General features: G+C 73.9%; 11 protein-coding genes and 2 riboswitches. Of the genes, 4 read left to right on the plus strand and 7 right to left on the minus strand.

Annotated features, from left to right (window positions below):
• The first annotated feature begins 16 nt into the window (after positions 1-16).
• The 3 genes from ACLJPL_RS23370 to ACLJPL_RS23380 all read left to right on the plus strand — a co-directional run bounded on the left by ACLJPL_RS23370 (position 17) and on the right by ACLJPL_RS23380 (position 3,197).
• On the plus strand, positions 17-379 hold the full coding sequence (locus tag ACLJPL_RS23370; protein ID WP_411082859.1) for a DUF6069 family protein: 363 nt from the start codon (positions 17-19) through the stop codon (positions 377-379).
• 191 nt (positions 380-570) lie between these two features.
• On the plus strand, positions 571-1,026 hold the full coding sequence (locus ACLJPL_RS23375) for a hypothetical protein (protein ID WP_411082860.1): 456 nt from the start codon (positions 571-573) through the stop codon (positions 1,024-1,026).
• Positions 1,023-3,197 carry an NB-ARC domain-containing protein gene (locus tag ACLJPL_RS23380; protein WP_411082861.1) on the plus strand — a complete coding sequence of 725 codons (2,175 nt, stop codon included), beginning with the start codon at positions 1,023-1,025 and terminating at the stop codon, positions 3,195-3,197. Before ACLJPL_RS23375 ends, ACLJPL_RS23380 begins: the two co-directional genes overlap by 4 nt.
• A gap of 10 nt (positions 3,198-3,207) precedes the next feature.
• Here the strand turns inward: ACLJPL_RS23380 and ACLJPL_RS23385 are convergent, their stop codons facing one another.
• The 6 genes from ACLJPL_RS23385 to ACLJPL_RS23410 form a co-directional block, all read right to left on the minus strand.
• The gene (locus ACLJPL_RS23385) at positions 3,208-4,935 is read right to left on the minus strand and encodes a hypothetical protein (RefSeq protein WP_411083017.1); all 1,728 of its coding nucleotides are present in this window, start codon (positions 4,933-4,935) and stop codon (positions 3,208-3,210) included.
• Positions 4,936-5,168: 233 nt separating this feature from the next.
• Entirely contained in the window at positions 5,169-6,074 is a 906-nt protein-coding gene (locus ACLJPL_RS23390; RefSeq protein WP_411083018.1) for an ECF transporter S component, read from the minus strand.
• Between the two features lie 14 nt (positions 6,075-6,088).
• Positions 6,089-7,762 (minus strand): ABC transporter ATP-binding protein, encoded by a 1,674-nt coding sequence (locus ACLJPL_RS23395; RefSeq protein ID WP_411082862.1) that lies wholly within the window; start codon positions 7,760-7,762, stop codon positions 6,089-6,091.
• On the minus strand, positions 7,759-8,937 hold the full coding sequence (locus ACLJPL_RS23400) for an energy-coupling factor transporter transmembrane component T (protein WP_411082863.1): 1,179 nt from the start codon (positions 8,935-8,937) through the stop codon (positions 7,759-7,761). The genes ACLJPL_RS23395 and ACLJPL_RS23400 overlap by 4 nt, the downstream gene beginning before the upstream one ends.
• 7 nt (positions 8,938-8,944) lie before the next feature.
• Positions 8,945-9,880, minus strand: a complete 936-nt coding sequence (locus ACLJPL_RS23405) for a hypothetical protein (protein ID WP_411082864.1) — start codon at positions 9,878-9,880, stop codon at positions 8,945-8,947.
• Positions 9,877-12,681, minus strand: a complete 2,805-nt coding sequence (locus ACLJPL_RS23410) for a prenyltransferase/squalene oxidase repeat-containing protein (RefSeq protein ID WP_411082865.1) — start codon at positions 12,679-12,681, stop codon at positions 9,877-9,879. Before ACLJPL_RS23410 ends, ACLJPL_RS23405 begins: the two co-directional genes overlap by 4 nt.
• A gap of 139 nt (positions 12,682-12,820) precedes the next feature.
• A riboswitch (cobalamin riboswitch) is annotated at positions 12,821-12,894 on the minus strand.
• 171 nt (positions 12,895-13,065) lie between these two features.
• Positions 13,066-13,145: riboswitch (cobalamin riboswitch) on the plus strand.
• 119 nt (positions 13,146-13,264) lie between these two features.
• Here ACLJPL_RS23410 and ACLJPL_RS23415 point away from each other — a divergent pair.
• Positions 13,265-14,710, plus strand: coding sequence for a hypothetical protein (locus ACLJPL_RS23415; protein ID WP_411082866.1), 1,446 nt, complete (start codon positions 13,265-13,267; stop codon positions 14,708-14,710).
• A 32-nt stretch (positions 14,711-14,742) separates the two neighbouring features.
• On the opposite strand, the gene ACLJPL_RS23420 is transcribed toward ACLJPL_RS23415, so the two are convergent.
• Positions 14,743-16,239 (minus strand): short-chain fatty acyl-CoA regulator family protein, encoded by a 1,497-nt coding sequence (locus tag ACLJPL_RS23420; RefSeq protein WP_411082867.1) that lies wholly within the window; start codon positions 16,237-16,239, stop codon positions 14,743-14,745.
• Positions 16,240-16,297: the final 58 nt, after the last annotated feature.

Below are 16,297 nucleotides of genomic sequence, written 5' to 3' on the forward strand. Positions count from 1 at the left end.
CGGCGGAGGGCGAGCGATGACGACCTCCGTCCGGCGTCGCCGCGCCGCCACGGTCCTCGCGGCCCTTCTGGCCCCCGCCCTCGTCCGGCTCGTCACCGAACCGTTCCCCGGCCACCGGCTGCGGATCACCGACCCGGCGGGGGAGACACTGGACGTCGGCCTGTCACCGGTCGTGGTGATCGCGCTGCTGATCTCCCCGCCGGGCTGGGGGCTGCCGGCGGTCCTCGAACCGTTCACCCGGCGGGCGCGCCTCCTGTGGACCGGGGCCGCCTGTGCCGTGCTCCTGGTGTCGTCCCTCCCGCAGACCGGACCGGGGATGACCACGGGAACGCGTACGTCCCTCGCTCTGTGCACCTGGCGGTGGCGGCGGCACTCCTGACCGGGCCGCCCGGCCGGAACACCGCTGTCCGGCACCGTACGCCGTGGGCCGGCCCGGGCCCGGCCTGCATGGCTGGAACTGCACCGCGCCGCGCCCCCGATTCCGCTTCCGATGGGACCCTTCGCTCTCTACGGTTGCACCAGCGGCGGGTCATGTGCCCGTACGGTGACGGGTGAGACGGAGGGGGGCCGATGGAAGCCGAGTTGACGGCACTGGCGGCATCGGGTGCGACGACGTTCGTGGGGCTGATGGCGACCGAGGCATGGTCGCAGGCACGGGGGCGGCTGGCCCGGTTCCTGGCGCGGGGCGAGGACAGCGAGGCCGTCGACGCCGAGCTGGAGGAGTCCCGCGAGGACCTGATCGCGGCGCGTCGCAGCGGCGACGAGGACAGCGCCGAGGACATCGCGGCCGCATGGCGGGTCAGGCTCCGCAGGGCCCTGCGCGACAACCCGGAGGCCGCCGGAGAGCTCAGGGCCCTGCTGGACGAACTGGCCCCCCACCAGGCCCCCGGCCCGACCGTCACGGTCAACAACAGCACCAACGGGGGAACCTATTACGGCCAGGTGATCCAGGGGAACGACATCTCCGGACTGACCTTCACCGGCGGGGGCACGGCAGCGCCCCGGCCGGAACCGGGCACCGCGTGAACACCCCGGGCCCCGGCGGCCACCGGCCCGGGCACATCGCCGCGCGCAACGACCTGTCCGGCACCATCCACGGCCCGGTCGTGCAGGCCGCCACGATCCACGGCGGCATCACGTACACCGTCCAGCAGGCGCCCCCGACCGGTCTGCGGGTCACACCCGACGAGATCCCGCCACTGATGGTGCGGTTCGTCAACCGGACCCAGAACCTCGCCGCCCTGGACGGCTGGCTTGCGCCCCGGGAGCACGGCGCCGGCGTCGGTTTCGCCGCGCTGCACGGGCCGCCCGGCGTGGGCAAGACCGCGCTGGTGGCCCACTGGGCGGAACGGGGGCGGGAGCGGTTCCCGGGCGGACAGATCTATGTGGACTTCGCGAGCCTGCGGGGCGAGAGCGCGGGAGCCGACGTCTCCGAGGCCGTCCGGTGCTGCCTGAGATCCCTCGGCGTCGACGACGCCTACATTCCGGCCTCGTTCGCGGACCGGGTCCGGCTCCTGCGGAGCCTGTCCGCCGACCGGCGGCTGCTGATCTTCCTGGACAACGTCTCCGACCCCGGACAGGCCGCCGCGCTGATCCCGAAGGGGAAGGGCAGCTTCCTCGTGGTGGCCGGCGGCAGCGGGCTCGGGGAACTCGTCCACGACGGGGCCCGGTTGATGGCCGTGGAGCCGCTCGACCGGGACAGCGCCCTGGAGTTGCTCGGCGAGCGGTGCGGGGCGGAGAAGGTCGCCGCCGACCCGGCTTCGGCGGAGCGCCTGGTGGAGCTCTGCGAAGGGCTGCCGGTGGCGCTGCACGTGGTCGCCGGGCGGCTGGAGGCCCGGCCCCGTCTCACCCTGGCGGCGCTCGCGGCGGAGCTGGCCGCCGAGCCGCGCCGACTCGCAGGAATGTCCCTCGGAAAGGAACGGTCCGTGGCCGCCGCATTCGATCTCGTCTACCGCGAACTCGCCCCGGAACCGGCCCGCCTCTACCGCCTGATGGGCTGGCACCCGGGGGCCACCTTCGACGCCGGAGTCGCCGCGGTGGCGGCGGGCCTGGACCCGCACCGCGCCGCCGAAGCCCTGGAAGCGCTGACCGGCGCCAGCCTCCTGGAGGAGACGCCGGACGGCCGCTTCCGCTTCCACGACCTCGTACGGCTGCACGCCGACGACCGGGCGACGGAGGAGGAGGGGCCGGCCGAGCGGACCGCCCTCCTGCGGCGGGTGACCCTGCACTACCTGGCCCTCACCGCCCTCGCCGACCGGGCGATCCGGCTGGACCGGCTGCGGATCGCCGACCTCGGCCGACTGCTCTCCACCGTCCCCGACCCCTTCGCCGCGCCGGGCGCGCCCCGGCCCGTGGACTGGCTGGAGGCCGAGCACCGCAACATCCTCGGTGTGCTGCGGGCCGCCGCGCGGGAGGAGACGCTGCAGACGGAGGTGTGGCAGCTGGCGGAGGCGTTCACGGTCCTCTTCCTGCACCACCGGCACCTCGGCGACTGGCGGGAGTCGCTCGAAATCGGGGCGGCCGCCGCAGCCGAGGCATTGGCCCCCGCGGCCGAGGCGCGGCTGCGCAGCCTCCTGTCACGCCCGTTGATGGATCTCGGTGAGTACGAGGCCGCCCGGCGCGAACTGGACACCGCACAGGCTTGTGCCGAGGTCTCCGGCGACCTGGTCGTCCGCGCCTCCGTGCAGGAGTTCTCCGGACGCCACTGGGAGCGCACCGATCCGGTCCGGGCCATGGCGGCCTACCGCAGCGCCCTCGACCTCAACACCGCCGGGAACGAAGGCCGGGGCGCCGCGATAGCGGCCTACTTCCTCGGCTGCGCCCAGGACGCGGCCGGGAACCCCCGCGAGGCCCTGGACACCCTGCGCGGAGCCCACGAACAGCTCCTGGCCCGCGAGGACCTGCGGATGGCGGCCCGGGTCGATGTGGCCATCGGCCTCGCCCACGACCACCTCGGCGAGACGGACGAGGCGGTACGGGCCCTGAGGGAAGGGGCGGCGGCACTCCGCGACCAGGACGCGACGCACTACGAGGCCCAGGCGCTCGTCGCACTGGCCGACATCCAGCAGCGCTCGCAGGGCGACCCCCAGGAGGTGTGCGCGCACCTGGAGCGAGCCCTGGAGATCTACGAGGCCGGGGGCAGCCCTCGCGCGCAGGAGCTGCGGGAGCGGCTCGCGGGAGGCGAAGCGGCGGGGTGAGCCGGACGTCTCAGCGGGGTGCGGAACCGGGCGTCGGCGAGGTGCGCAGCCGTAGCGCCACGTCCTGTTCACGCGCCCCGACCCGCAGGGCGACCAGGGCGTCGCCCAGCGGGGCCGACGCCCGCAGCAGCGCGTAGACGGCCGCGGCCGGCAGCCCGGGATCCGTCGTCGGCCCGGTCATCGCCGCCTCCACGATCCGGCCGTCCCGCAGCCCCACGAGAAAGCCGCCCCCGGTCAGCGCGGTCGCCGCGAGCCGGCAGCCGGGAAGACGGTCCAGGGTCTCGCCGACCCACCGGAGCCCCACAGCGGCGGAAGGCGCGGGGGCGCCGCGCAGAAGCACCGATGCGCTCTCCACCACCCGCCGGTCCGGCTCCCGCTCGTCGCAGGCGAGATGACGGAAGCGCCCGGCGGCTCTGTCCTCGCCCGGCCCGTCCTCCCCCTGCCGCGACACCGCCGCGGGCTGCCTGCGTACGGTCACCGCATGGGGCCCGTGCCCGGGCGCGGCGGTCGTGGTGACCCTCCAGGAGGTGACCGGCGTGCCCGTCTCCACGGGCTCGGCCAGGAACCGCTCCTGCGGGGGAGCGGGATCCGGTTCGGCCAGACCGAGCAGGTCGTAGAGCGCGGTACGGAGCCGGGGCAGCGCCCCGCCCGGCCGGTCGAAGGCGTCCTCGGTGACGGTGGCGAAGCGCTCCGGCCGCTGCGTGGCGAGGGCGGACGCGATCTGCTCCCGGACGTCGCCGTGCGCGTCGAGGCGGGGGGCCGCCCGGCCGAGCGCGGCCACCGCCGTGCCGGGGACGGCCTCGCTCCCGTAGGCCCCCAGCAGGACCGGTTTGCCGAGCGCCGCACCGTACAGGGTCACCGACCCGTGGTCGCCCACGACCACCTCCGCCGCGACCAGCGCCGACCGCCACGCGTGGATGTGGGGGATGAGCATCAGCCCCGCGTCCAGGGCGGGCGCCAGGAGATTGCGGATCTGCCAGGAACCGTGCCCCGACCAGACATTGGGATGGACGATCGCCGCCACCCGGAACTCGTCGTACGGCAGGGCGGCGAGCACACGGGCCGCCAGCCCGGGGTCCTGCCCGATCAGCGACGTCGGCCCCCAGGTGGAGCTGAGCACCACCAGCCGGTGCCCGTCCGGCACGCCGAGCGCCCGGCGGTAGGAGCCCGCCCGGTCCGCGCTGCCCAGCAGTTCGTCGTAGCACGGGTCGCCCACCAGCAGCGTGCGTCCGGCCGCCTTGGGGTGTGAGGAGAGCAGTTGCTCCTCCTGGCCGGGGTGCGAGATGGCCAGCCAGGCCCGGCCGGACTCCAGCAGGCTGTCCGGCACGACTCCTGACAGCCGGTCACCGGGGGCGCGGGAGTCCGGCACCTTCTTCTGGAAGCCGATGCCGTGGGGCAGCACGAGTACGGGGCAGTGGCCGTCCGGTACGTCGATGTTCTCGCTGGCGGTGAGGATCAGATCGGGCTCCGCGTGGCCCACCTGCTCCCAGGGGATGACCCGGCAGCCCGCGTCGTGCAGCAGGTCCAGCACTCCGTCGTTGAACGCGGACGTGGGGTCGTGGGCGAAGACGACGGTGACCCGGCCGTCCCCGCGGAGGAGGGCGGGCAGGCATTCGAGGACCCGGACGGTCGAGGTCACCGTACGGGCCGCTACGACCAGGGTCTTCTCCCCGTGAAAGGTGCTCCACCGCCCGGCGTCCGTCCCGACGGGAACGCGGAGAGGCTGGCTAGCGTGCATGGCCACCCCGAAAGGCTACGGGCACACCGCCCACTCGCGGCTCGCGGCTCGCGGCTCGCGGCTCGCGGCTCGCGGCTCGCGGCTCGCGGCTCGCGGCTCGCGGCTCGCGGCTCGCGGCTCGCGGCTCGCGGCTCGCGGCTCGCGGCTCGCGGCTCGCGGCTCGCGGATATTGTCGGCCTATCGCATCTCAAGCTGCGCTGCAACCGTTTCGGGGTCGGGCGGGAAAGTGGCGGTCATATGGTACGGCCATCGTGGCTGTTCCGGTGTGCGGACGGCGGAACGACCGAGGGCCCGGGCCTGTCGGGGCCGCCGGATCCAGGCTCCTCGGCCTTCGGGGCGGCGAAGCGCACCGGGGCGCGGAACCGGGCCTTGCGGGCGGCCCGGCGGAACGTGGTGAGGACGGCGGGGCCGGCCAGGGTGATGCAGACGAAGTTGGTGACGGCCCGCCCGGTGTCCCAGCCGAGGGAGGTCGCCACGTCGAAGGCGAGATAGCGCTGCCACTGCTCGGTGAAGGGCAGGCCGGGAAGGTAGGCGATGGAGCTGTTCGGGTCCAGCGAGAACGGCCAGAAGGACAGGTTCAGCAGGAAGCCGAAGAGGTACCCGGAGAGCGACCCGTAGACGGCCAGCATCATCACCTCCAGGCGGCCCGTGGCCCGGGGCAGCAGGCCCGCGAGCATGCCGACGAACGCGCAGCCGAACATCTGGTACGGCATCCACGGGCCGACCCCGCCGGTGATCAGCGCGGACGCGAACAGCGAGGTGCAGCCCAGCGTGAAGCCGAAGCCCGGACCGTAGACGCGGCCCGCCAGCACCAGCACGAAGAACACCGTCTCGATGCCCGCCGTGCCCGCCCCCAGCGGGCGCAGCGCCGCGTTGACGGCGGAGAGCACCCCGAGCATCGCCAGCGCCTTGGAGTTGATCCCGCCCTCGGCGATCTCGGAGATCACCACGCACAGGACCAGGACCAGCAGGACGCCGAAGATCAGCGGCGGGGCGTAGTTGGCCCCCAGGCGGCCCGGTGCGACGAGGAACGGCCAGAAGAAGGCGACCAGCCCGAGGAACGCCGCCATGGCGATGACGATTCCGGCGCGCGGCGCGATGCGGATGGCGCCCGCGGAACGCTCGGTGAGCTCCGGCAGTTCATTCGGCCGCTTCACGCGCCCGCCTCCTCGTCCGGGAGCGCCGACGCCACCTGGCCGACCGTCAAGTACGGCAGCGGGGCGAGGATCTTCGCCACCTGCGGGGCGAAGACGGGGGAGGCGACGATCACCTCGGTGGTCGGGCCGTCCGCGACGATGTCCCCCTGCGCCATCACCACCACCCGGTCCGCCGCGCGGGCCGCGAACTCGACGTCATGCGTGGAGATCACCACCGACCGCCCCTCGGCGGCCAGTTCGTCGACCATGGCGATGAGCTGCGACTTGGCCCGGTAGTCGAGACCGCGGGTGGGCTCGTCCAGCAGCAGCACCCGGGGCGCGGCCGTCAGCTGGATGGCCAGGACCAGCGCCAGCTTCTGGCCCTCGGACAGATCGCGCGGGTGCGACGCGCCGTCGATGCCGGGGGCCAGCCGGTCCAGGATGACGCGGGCCGACAGCCCGCCGCCCGCCGGGGACGCCGACTCGGCGTCGGCCTGGTCGAGTTCCTGCTTGACGCTCTCCAGATAGAGCAGGTCGGTCGGGGTCTGCGGGACGAGCCCGACCAGTCGCCGGGCCTCGGCCGCGGACAGGCTCTTGGGGTCGCTGCCCTTGACCGGGCCGCGCGAGCGGTCCGGTGCGTCACCCGGACTGACGCGTACGGTGCCGGACTTGCGGGGCCCCGAACCCTGGAGCGCCCACAGGAGCGACGACTTGCCCGAGCCGTTGCGGCCCATCAGTGCGGTGATCTCGCCGCCCCGCAGATCGAGGTCCACCTCGCGCACCGCCGCGACTCCCCGGTACGCCACGGTGATCCCGCGCGCCGTGAGCAGATCCGCGCCCGGGGTTTTCGGCGCGGGGCGCACCGGCGGGGGCGGGGTGGCCGCCAGGGCGGTGCGCAGCGGGGCCGCGGCCCGGCGGGCGTCCCGCACCGAGAGCGGGAGCGGGGACCAGCGCGCGGCGCGGCCCAGCTCCACGATGGGCGGCGCGATCGAGGACGTGGTGAAGACGTCCGCCGGCGGACCCGAGACCACGCGCCCGTCGCCCGGGAGGTGGATGACCCGGTCCGCGTACTGCACCACCCGCTCCAGACGGTGCTCTGCCAGCAGCACCGTCACCCCCAGGTCGTGGACCAGACGCGTCACCGCCGCCAGGACCTCCTCCGCCGCCGTCGGGTCGAGCGCGGAGGTCGGCTCGTCCAGGACCAGGACGCGGGGGTGCGCGGTGAGGACGGAGCCGATGGCCACGCGCTGCTGCTGCCCGCCGGAGAGCTCGTGCAGCGCCCGGTGCCGCAGATCGGCGAGCCCCAGCAGATCGAGGGTCTCCTCGACGCGCTTGCGCATCACGGCCGGGGATATCGCCAACTGCTCCATGGCGTAGGCGAGTTCCTCCTCGACCGTGTCCGTGACGAAACCGTCCAGCGGATCCTGGCCGACCACGCCGACGACGTCGGCGAGTTCGCGCGGCGGATGATCGGCGGTGCTGCGGCCGTCGACGGTGACCGTGCCGAACAGGGTGCCGCCCGTGAAGTGCGGCACCAGCCCGTTGACCGCGCCCAGCAACGTCGACTTGCCGACGCCCGTATGGCCCACCACGAGGCAGAGTTCGCCCTCGTCGACCATCAGGTCCACGTCCCGCAGGACCGGTTCGGCGGCCCCGTCGTACACGACGGTGACCCTGTCGAAGGTGATCATGCGGCTTCCTCGGTGCGCTGCGCGGAGACGTACGGCAGGGGCTGGCTCGGCGGCGGGGCCAGGAACCCGGCCGCCCCGGCGAGCAGGATGGCGGCGGCCGGGACGAGCGGCAGCGTCGGCCAGCTGAGCGGATAGATGGACGGGTTCAACTCAGCGGGGTTGTAACCGACCTTGACGAACAGCAGCACCGCCGAGAGCACCCCGCAGGACGCCACCGCCCACTCCGCGAACCGCCACGGATCGGGCCGGTACGTCGTCCGCGTCACCCGGCGGCCGCCGAGCCGCAGCCCGGCCAGGCAGAGCAGCGAACCGACCGCCAGCGCGGGCAGCCCCAGCAGCTTCGGCGCGGTCGCGTCCAGGAGCCCGTACGCCCCGGCGCACAGCCCGCACATGCCCAGCAGCATCAGCGCCCCGGTCAGCCGGCGGGAGCGCGCGGTGGCCGACCCGGCCCGCCCGTAACCGCGCGAGTCCATCGCCGCGGCCAGCCGCAACGACCGCTCCAACGCGTCCTCCAGCACCGGGACGACGATGCCCCGCAACGCCCGCAGCCCCTTGTTGCGCCCCGCCCGCAGCCGCCGCGCGCGCGACACCCGCTGCACGCTCTGCACCAGTTGGGGGGCCACGCTGATCGATACGGTGACGGCGACGCCCAGTTCGTACAGCGCACCCGGCAGGACGCGCAGCGCCCGCTTCGGGTTGGCGAGGGTGTTCGCCGCGCCGATGCAGCACAGCATGCACGCCAGCCGGAGCCCGTCCGTGGCGGCCGACAGCAGCGCCTCCAGGGAGACCGGGCCGCCGAGTTGGATGCCCGCGTACCAGTCGGGCGTCGGGATGTGCGGCAGCGAGAACAGGTAGTGGTCGGTCGGGGTCATGCCGGTGGCGAAGACCGCCCGGAAGATCACCCGGATCGCGACGACCGTCAGCGCCAGATAGAGGTAGTACTTGAACCCCCGCGCCCACGGGGCCTCGGTGCGCCGCATGGTGATGACGTAGCCGAGCACCGCGAGGACCAGGAACAGCAGCAGCGGGTTGTTGGTCCGGCTGACGGCGGTGGCCAGGGCGAGCGCCCAGATCCACCAGGCGAGCGGATGCAGGGTGCGCGGGAGCCGCCTGCCGCCGGTGTCCGGCCCGGAGGCGGACACCGGCGTGCCGGGCTTTCGTGCCGTGCCGACCACGCGGGGACTACTCCGCACGGCGGCGGCGCTTGGCGGCGTACACGGCCGCGCCGCCGATCACCGCCACGAGAGCGGCCGTCGCCGCTATGGGCAGCACCGAGCCGGAGTCGTGCTCCGCCGCGGCCGCCGCGGGGGCGTCCACCACCTTCGACGAGCCTTCCGGGGCCGTCACCGCTTCACTCGGACTCCCCGAGGGGGACGGGGAAGCGGAGGCCGATGGAGACGGGGAGGGGGACGCGCTCGGCGAAGCCGTGGGCGACGCGGAGGGAGTGGCCGTCTTCGTCGCGGCCGGCGGGGGCGGGGCGGCGCTCCGGCCGTTGCCGTCCGGCCGGTCCGCGGTCCGGTCCGGTGCGGGCTTCGGCTTGGGCCTCGGCGCCGGATCGCCGCCCACGGGGCGGGCGTTGTGTGCGCGCAGCTGGTTCGGGGTGAGCGTCGGACGGCCCTTGGTGCCTTCGATGTTCGTCCCGCCGAAGATCCACAGGTCCACGCTGCCCGGCTTGGGCCGGTAGCTCATGGCCCCGAGCTGGCTGTACTCCCAGGTGTTCTCCCCGGCGTCGGCGTGCCAGTACGACCAGTAGGCGGAGGCGGGCGGGGTGAGGACGCAGTCCTCCTGCTGGGGCGTCGGGTACTGCTTGCCGCCCTGGTGGCCGCTGTAGCCGATCCGGCAGATGAAGGCCGGCCCGTCGTGCCCGGTGCCGGTGGTCCGCCAGCCGCCCTGGTTGAGCAGCTCGTAGCCCGTGGTCGGCGTCGTACCGCAGGAGCGGTAGACGGGACCGCCCCAGCGGCTGAAGTCGACGGCCAGGACGACGCCCGATGAGGTCGTGCACTGCCCGATCGGCTGCGGGGCCGCCGCGGCGGGGGAGGCGGGCGCGAGGAGCGCCGCGCCCGCCAGGCCGAGTGCGGCGACGGCGCGGCCGGCTGTCCGGCGCAGACGGGACGTCATCGCTGACCGCCCGGGGCCGTACGCCGGTTGCGGACGGCCACGACCGTGCCCGCGCCCGCCAGGACCAGTGCGGCCGCCGCACCGGTGAGACCGAGCGTCTGGGTGCCGGTCGCCGCGAGGCTGCCGCCCCCGGAACCGCCCGGGCCGCCCGATCCGTGGGTGTCCACGATGCCGGGCCCGCCGGTGGAGCCCGCGCTGTCTCCGGGCGTGACGATCGCCGGCGGCGAGGGCGAGGGCGACGGGTTCGGCGTCGTCCCGTCCAGGCTGCGGGTCAGCACGCCGAACGAGATGCCGGTCGCACCGCCCACGGCCTGCGCGGAGGCACGGAGGTTGGAGCCCCGCTGGCCCTTCTTGGCCGCGTTGAAGCCACCGTCCGCGTTCTGCTGCGAGGCGAGGAACTTCACCGCCTTGCCGAGCTGCTTGCCGTACTTCCCGGCGTCCAGGGACAGGCCCTGCACGGCGAGCGCGGCGGAGTTCACGGAGTTGCCGGAAGCGCCCGGGAACCCGCCGTCCGGCAGTTGCTGCGACGCGAGCCAGGCCAGCGCCTTGTCCACGGCCGCGGCGTGCGCGTCGCCGGGGGCCAGGTCCAGGGCCATCGCGGCCATCGCGGTGGAGTCCACCTCGGAGTCGCCCGTCGACGGGATCAGGCTCGGCCAGGCGCCCGACGGGTGCTGGAGCCCGGCCAGATAGGCGATCGGCGCCTCGGCTGCCTTCTCCTCGCCGGCCCGCAGCTGGGCGATGATGCCGAGGGACTGGCCGAAGACGGACTGCGCGTAGCTGTAGGAGCCCTTGTCGGCGCAACTGCGGTCCGGCGCGGCGCTCTTCTTCGTGCAGACCGCGTCGGCCAGGGCCGCGATGAGGTCCTTGCCGCCGAAGTCGCGCGGGTCGCGTTCGACGACCTGGGCGGCCAGCGCCGCCTTGCCCATCGCGCCGCCCAGGGCGTGCTTGGTGCCGACGTTGGTCCAGTCGTGGAGCGTACGGGCTTTGCGGTCCTTGCCGCCGTGGTCGAGGAAGTCCACGATCGTGCGCAGCGCCTTGTCGTCATGACCGGTCGCGGCCAGTGCGAACGCGCCGTCGATGGTGAGGCCGAAGTCGGCATGCCCGACCTTGCCGTTCGCGTCGTCGTAGTAGCGGCCGTCCACGAGGTTGACGGGGCTGGTGAGGAAGGCGACGCCCTTCTTCAGGTTCGGTCCGCCGGCCGGCGGACCCGTCGTGGGCGGGGTCGTCGGAGGCGTGGTCGGCGGCTTGGTGGGCTCGGGGGCCTTCGTGGTGAGGGTGGCGAGGCTGGTGCCGCTGCCCGCCAGCACGACGGGGGCCATCGAGAAGAGGGCGCCCTCCGTGGCGTTCTCCTCAAACCCGAATCCGCCGTCGTCGAGCTGCTGCCGCGACAGCCACCAGACGGCCGCGTCGGCCGCCCGGTCCTCACCGAGCGCGCGCAGCGCCTGCGCCGCGTAGGCGGTGCTCGCCGTGTGGCCGGTGGTGGCTCCGACGTACACGGGAAGCGCGCCGCTCCTCAGCTGCGTCTTCTTGAGGTACGCGATCGACTTCGCGACGGCGGCCTCGTGACCGCCCACCGCGTTCAGCACCAGGGTGACCAGACCGGTCGTCATGGGGTCGCCGCTGCAGGTCTCACCGGGTGCCAGGAAGGTGGGGGAGACCGAGCCGTCCTGACAGATCATGCCGGTCACCCGGGCGACCGTTCCGGCCGGGAGCTCGACCCCGCCGCGCGACAGGGCGAGCAGGACCAGCGCCTGTTCGTCGACGTAGGTGATGTTCCGGAAGTTGCCCTTGGCGGAGCAGCCCGGAACAGGTTCCTCCGAGTTGTAGTCCGTCCGGCAGACGTTCTTCACCAGGTCGCCGAGCAGATCGCGACCCGCGAAGTCGCGCGGGTCGCCCTCCGTGCTCTCCGCGAGCAGGGCCAGCCGTGCGGCGGCGGTGGCGTCGGGTGCTTCCTTCGGGCCGGACGGGTAGGCGTACCGGTCGACGTCGGCGGCGAGGCGGGCCACCACCTTGTCCAGGGCCGCGCTCCTGCCGTGGGCGCCGGCCAGTGCGTACGCTGCCTCGGTCGTCAGGAAGTAGTTCGGGGTGTCGGAACCTTCGTCCACCACATGGCTGCCGTCACGGAGTTGCCCGGCCACCCAGCGGGCGGCCGCCGGTACGTCGATCTTCCCCAGGGGCACATCCGGCCCCGGAGGGTCCGGCGTCGGGTCGGGCTTGCCCCCGGCCGCGCGGACGTCGTCGGGGGTGAAGGCAGGCCGGCCGGTGGTGCCTTCGACGTTCGTGCTGCCGAACACCCACGCGTCCACGTCGCCCGCCTTGGGCTGGCGGCTCATCGCGCCGAGCGGGCTGTAGGACCAGGTCTCCTGGCCGGGCGAGGCGATCCAGTACGACCAGTAGGCGGTGGCCTGCGGGGTGAGGACGCAGTCCTCGGCGGCCGGGGTCGGGTACTGCTTACCGGAGTTGAAGGCACGGTTGCCGATACGGCAGATGAAGCCGTCACCGTCGTGCTGGGTGCCCTCGGTGGTGAACCCGCCGTCGCGCAGCAGCTCGTAGCCGGTGGTCGGGGTGGTGTCGCAACCCCGCACCACACCGCCGCCGAACGGGCCGAAGTCCACCGCGACGATCGCGCCCTTGGTGGGCGTGCACTGCTTGACGGGGTCGGCGGCGGCCGGAGGCGCCCCGGTGACGAAGGCCACGGTCGCGGCGAACGTCACCGCTGCCGCCGAGAACAGCGAGAGGAGTCTCCTGCCGACTGCCCGCCGGTCACGTTCCCGCCGGTCATGTTGCTGTGCGGTCCCCACCACGGCCCCTCGTGTCGTCCGGGCGGGCCCCGCGTGGCAGACGGCTCCCCGGGACACGGCCGTGAAGGGCCGCCCGCAGAGGGCTGTTCGAACCACGCCGTAGTCCGCGACGGCGCTTCTCGCTGAAATTCGTTGCCCCAGGCATTCCGGCTCGCCCGCGCGGTGGCGGGCCTACGGTTGCGGGTCAGCGCCGGACTTCGACCGGCTTCCCCTGGGGCTGAGTGCTTATCAGGCGGATTGGAACACGCTCTCGAAGAGGGCGTCAAGGTGGCTTACGTCTCGTTGGCCGGACCGACCCCAGGGGTGTCCGGCGGACACCCCCTACGCGCTCCCGTCCTCCCTGGCGCGCCCCTGCCGCCTCGGGTAGCGTCCTGGCCTGCCGACAAGGGGGAACCCGGTGCGAATCCGGGGCTGACGCGCAGCGGTGTGGGACGGCAGGGGGCCGTTCCCGAGCCCGAATGCCCTGTCGGCAGCCGTATTCGGCGAAGCCGTACCCACGCGTTCGGGCGTCGGCCACCCACCCCTGCCCTGTGTGCACCCGGGGCGTGCGGTGCCGTGCGCCCCTCATCCCAGGAGCAGGCACATGCCCCGTTCTGTCACCTCCCGTCCTTCCCGCGTCTCCCGTACGTCTCGCACCCCCCGCCGTCTCGCTCTCGTGGCCCCGGCCGCCCTGGGAGCCTTCGTCCTCACGGTGATTCCGGCCGCCGCGACGTCCACCCCCGCCCAGATAGCCACCTCCAAGACCAACGGGGTGGCATACCTCAAGACCCTCCAGGCCGCGGACGGTTCGTACGCGGGCTCCGGACTCTCCAACGAGTGGGCCTTCAGCGCGTTCGCCGCCGCCGGAACGGCCGTCGTGGACGTGGCGCCCGGCGGCGACGCCACCAAGAACGCCCGCACCGTCTACCGCAACCTGCTGGCCACCCCCGGCTGGCCCTCCGCGAGCCCGGTCGTCACGGACTACCAGCGCGGCACGCTCAACGCGTACGCCGCCGGGATCGACCCCGCCCGGGTCTCCGCCTCGCGCAACCTGATCGCCGACATCTACGGCTACTGGCAGAACGCGGAGGCCGGTTACTTCGGCCCGTCCGCCAACTACAACGGGACGGTCTTCGCCGCGCTGGCACTCGGCGGGGCGAAGACGCAGGCGGGCGGCGGGCGCGTACCGCAGGCGCTCGTCGACAAGATCGTCGCCCGGGTCCGGGCCAACCAGCACAACGACGGCGGCTGGACCTACAGCAAGGCCGAGGGCAACGCGACCGAGCTGGCGAAGCCGGGCGACGTCGACATGACGGGCGCGTCCATGGCCGCGCTCTGCGTCTCCGGCGTCCCCAACACCGACCCCGACATCCTCCAGGCCAAGGCGTTCCTCAAGGGCAAGCTGGTCAGCTCCTCCGGCGCCTTCAACGCGATGTACGGCATCAACTCCAGCTCCAACGGCTGGGCCGTCTCCGGCCTCAACGCCTGCGGCATCAACCCGCAGACCGGCGACTTCCTCACCCTGGCGGGCAAGACGCCGATCGACTTCCTGATCGCCCAGCAGTACAACCCGGGCGGCGGCTTCAAGTACCAGCCCTCGGACACCACGCCCTCCGCCTACTCCTCCACCGACGCCCTGCGCGCCGTCGCCGGCGGCGGCTTCACCCCCGCACCGCCCACCCCCGTCACGGTGGGCGCGCCGAAGTGGGTCGCGCAGAGCGGCTTCACCTCCGGTACGGCGACCAAGCTGGCGCTCACCGTGGACGACGGGACCGGGACCCTGAAGGTCTGCTCGGTCGCCCTCACCCCCACGGGCGCCACGACCGACCTCGGCACCGTCCTGGCCGCCGCGACCAGCGCGTCCACCCCGGCGGGCTGCGTCACCGCCGTCACCCCGGCCACCGGCACCGGAACCATCACCTCCGTCAACGGCAAGGCCAACACCGGTTCGGCGACGTGGAAGGTGTCCGTCGACGGCTCGGCCTTCGCCGGAGCCACCCGCAACAAGGTGATCGGCGTCGGCGACACGATCGCCCTGCGCTTCTCCTGACCCGGTCCGGTGGAGGGGGCGCACGCCCGCGCCTACGCGGGCGGCGTCCCCTTCACCGGGTACGGCACGAACGTGCTGCTGTTCTCGTCGACGGCCAGCGGCTGCCCCAGCGGCGGCACCGCGCGCTGCGGGCAGTCCAGCCGCTCGCAGATCCGGCACCCCATCCCGATCGGCGTCGCCGCCGAGGCGTTGTCCAGGTCCAGGCCGTCCGAGTAGACGAGCCGGCCCGCGTGCCGGATCTCGCACCCGAGCCCGATCGCGAACGTCTTGCCGGGCTCGCCCCAGCCGCCCCGGTGCCGGGTCACGGCCCGCGCGGTCCACAGATAGCGCTGCCCGTCGGGCATGGCGGCGATCTGCACGTGGATGCGGCCCGGGGCGGCGAACGCCTCGTACACGTTCCACAGCGGGCAGGTGCCGCCCGCGCGGGAGAAGTGGAACCCGGTCGCGGACTGCCGCTTGGACATGTTCCCGGCCCGGTCGACCCGGACGAACGAGAACGGGACCCCGCGCAGCCGGGGCCGCTGGAGCGTGGACAGCCGGTGGCAGACCGTCTCGTAACCGAGCCCGAAGTGGTCGGTGAGGCGCTCGATGTCGTACCGCACCTCCTCCGCCGCCGTGTGGAAGGCCCGGTACGGGAGGATCAGCGCGCCCGCGAAGTAGTTGGCGACCCCGATCCGCGCCAGCGGCCAGGTCGCGGAGCCCTCGTCGTAGTCCTCGGACGCCGACGCCGAGATCTCGCGGCCGTATTCGAGCAGCGCCAGCTGGGTGGCCATCCGGAACGCCTGCTGCCCCGGCCGGAGCCGGCTGGACAGATACAGCACCCGGGCGTCCGGGTCGTAGTGGTGCAGCCGGCCGGTGTCCGGGCCCCGGCGGCCCCGCTCGTCGGGCTGCCGGGCCGGGCGGTGGGCCCCGGGCGCGCCGCCGGCCCGGCCCTGCCGGTCGGCTGCGGTGGCCAGCCGGATGCCGTGCCGCTCGGTGAGGCGCGCGGCGAGTGCCCGTACGACCTCGCCGGGGCGCACCCCGATCTCCGCCGCCAGCTCCTCCGCCGCCAGATCCGCCTGATGCAGGTAGTTCTGCCGCCGGTAGAAGAACTCGCGGATCTCCTCGTGCGGGGAGCGCGGCACGTCGAGACCGCCCCCGCCCCGCAGCTCGGCGGCCTCCGCGAGGCGTCCGGCCAGCGCCTGGTTGCGCCGCCCGAGGTCCAGCAGGACGGACGCGACCCCCGGCAGCCGGGAGGCCAGCTCGGACAGCTCGGCGGCCGAGACGCGCGCCGCGCCGACCTCGTCCGCGAGCGCCTCGCGCAGATCCGCCAGCACCCGGGTGGTGTCCCGCTCCGAGAAGAAGCCGGGGTCCACCCCGAACGCCTCGGTCAGCCGCAGCAGCACGGGCACCGTGAGGGGGCGCGAATCGTGCTCCATCTGGTTCAGATAACTCGGCGAGATCGCCAGCACCCGGGCCAGCTCCGCCTGGCTCAGCCCGCGCTCCTCGCGCAGCCTGCGCAGCCGCGCGCCCGCGTAGGTCTTGCTCACCCCGCAACCCTTCCCGTCATGGTCCGCATGTCGGTGAGCCTAGCCGCGAAGAGGGCCT

The organism is Streptomyces sp. cmx-18-6 (genome assembly GCF_046548915.1).
Lineage (GTDB): Bacteria > Actinomycetota > Actinomycetes > Streptomycetales > Streptomycetaceae > Streptomyces.

Coding starts and splice junctions, on each gene's coding strand:
- ACLJPL_RS23370 (WP_411082859.1), top strand. CDS start 17: ATGACGACCTCCGTCCGGCGTCGCCGCGCCGCCACGGTCCTCGCGGCC.
- ACLJPL_RS23375 (WP_411082860.1), top strand. CDS start 571: ATGGAAGCCGAGTTGACGGCACTGGCGGCATCGGGTGCGACGACGTTC.
- ACLJPL_RS23385 (WP_411083017.1), bottom strand. CDS start 4,935: ATGCACGCTAGCCAGCCTCTCCGCGTTCCCGTCGGGACGGACGCCGGG.
- ACLJPL_RS23395 (WP_411082862.1), bottom strand. CDS start 7,762: ATGATCACCTTCGACAGGGTCACCGTCGTGTACGACGGGGCCGCCGAA.
- ACLJPL_RS23405 (WP_411082864.1), bottom strand. CDS start 9,880: ATGACGTCCCGTCTGCGCCGGACAGCCGGCCGCGCCGTCGCCGCACTC.
- ACLJPL_RS23415 (WP_411082866.1), top strand. CDS start 13,265: ATGCCCCGTTCTGTCACCTCCCGTCCTTCCCGCGTCTCCCGTACGTCT.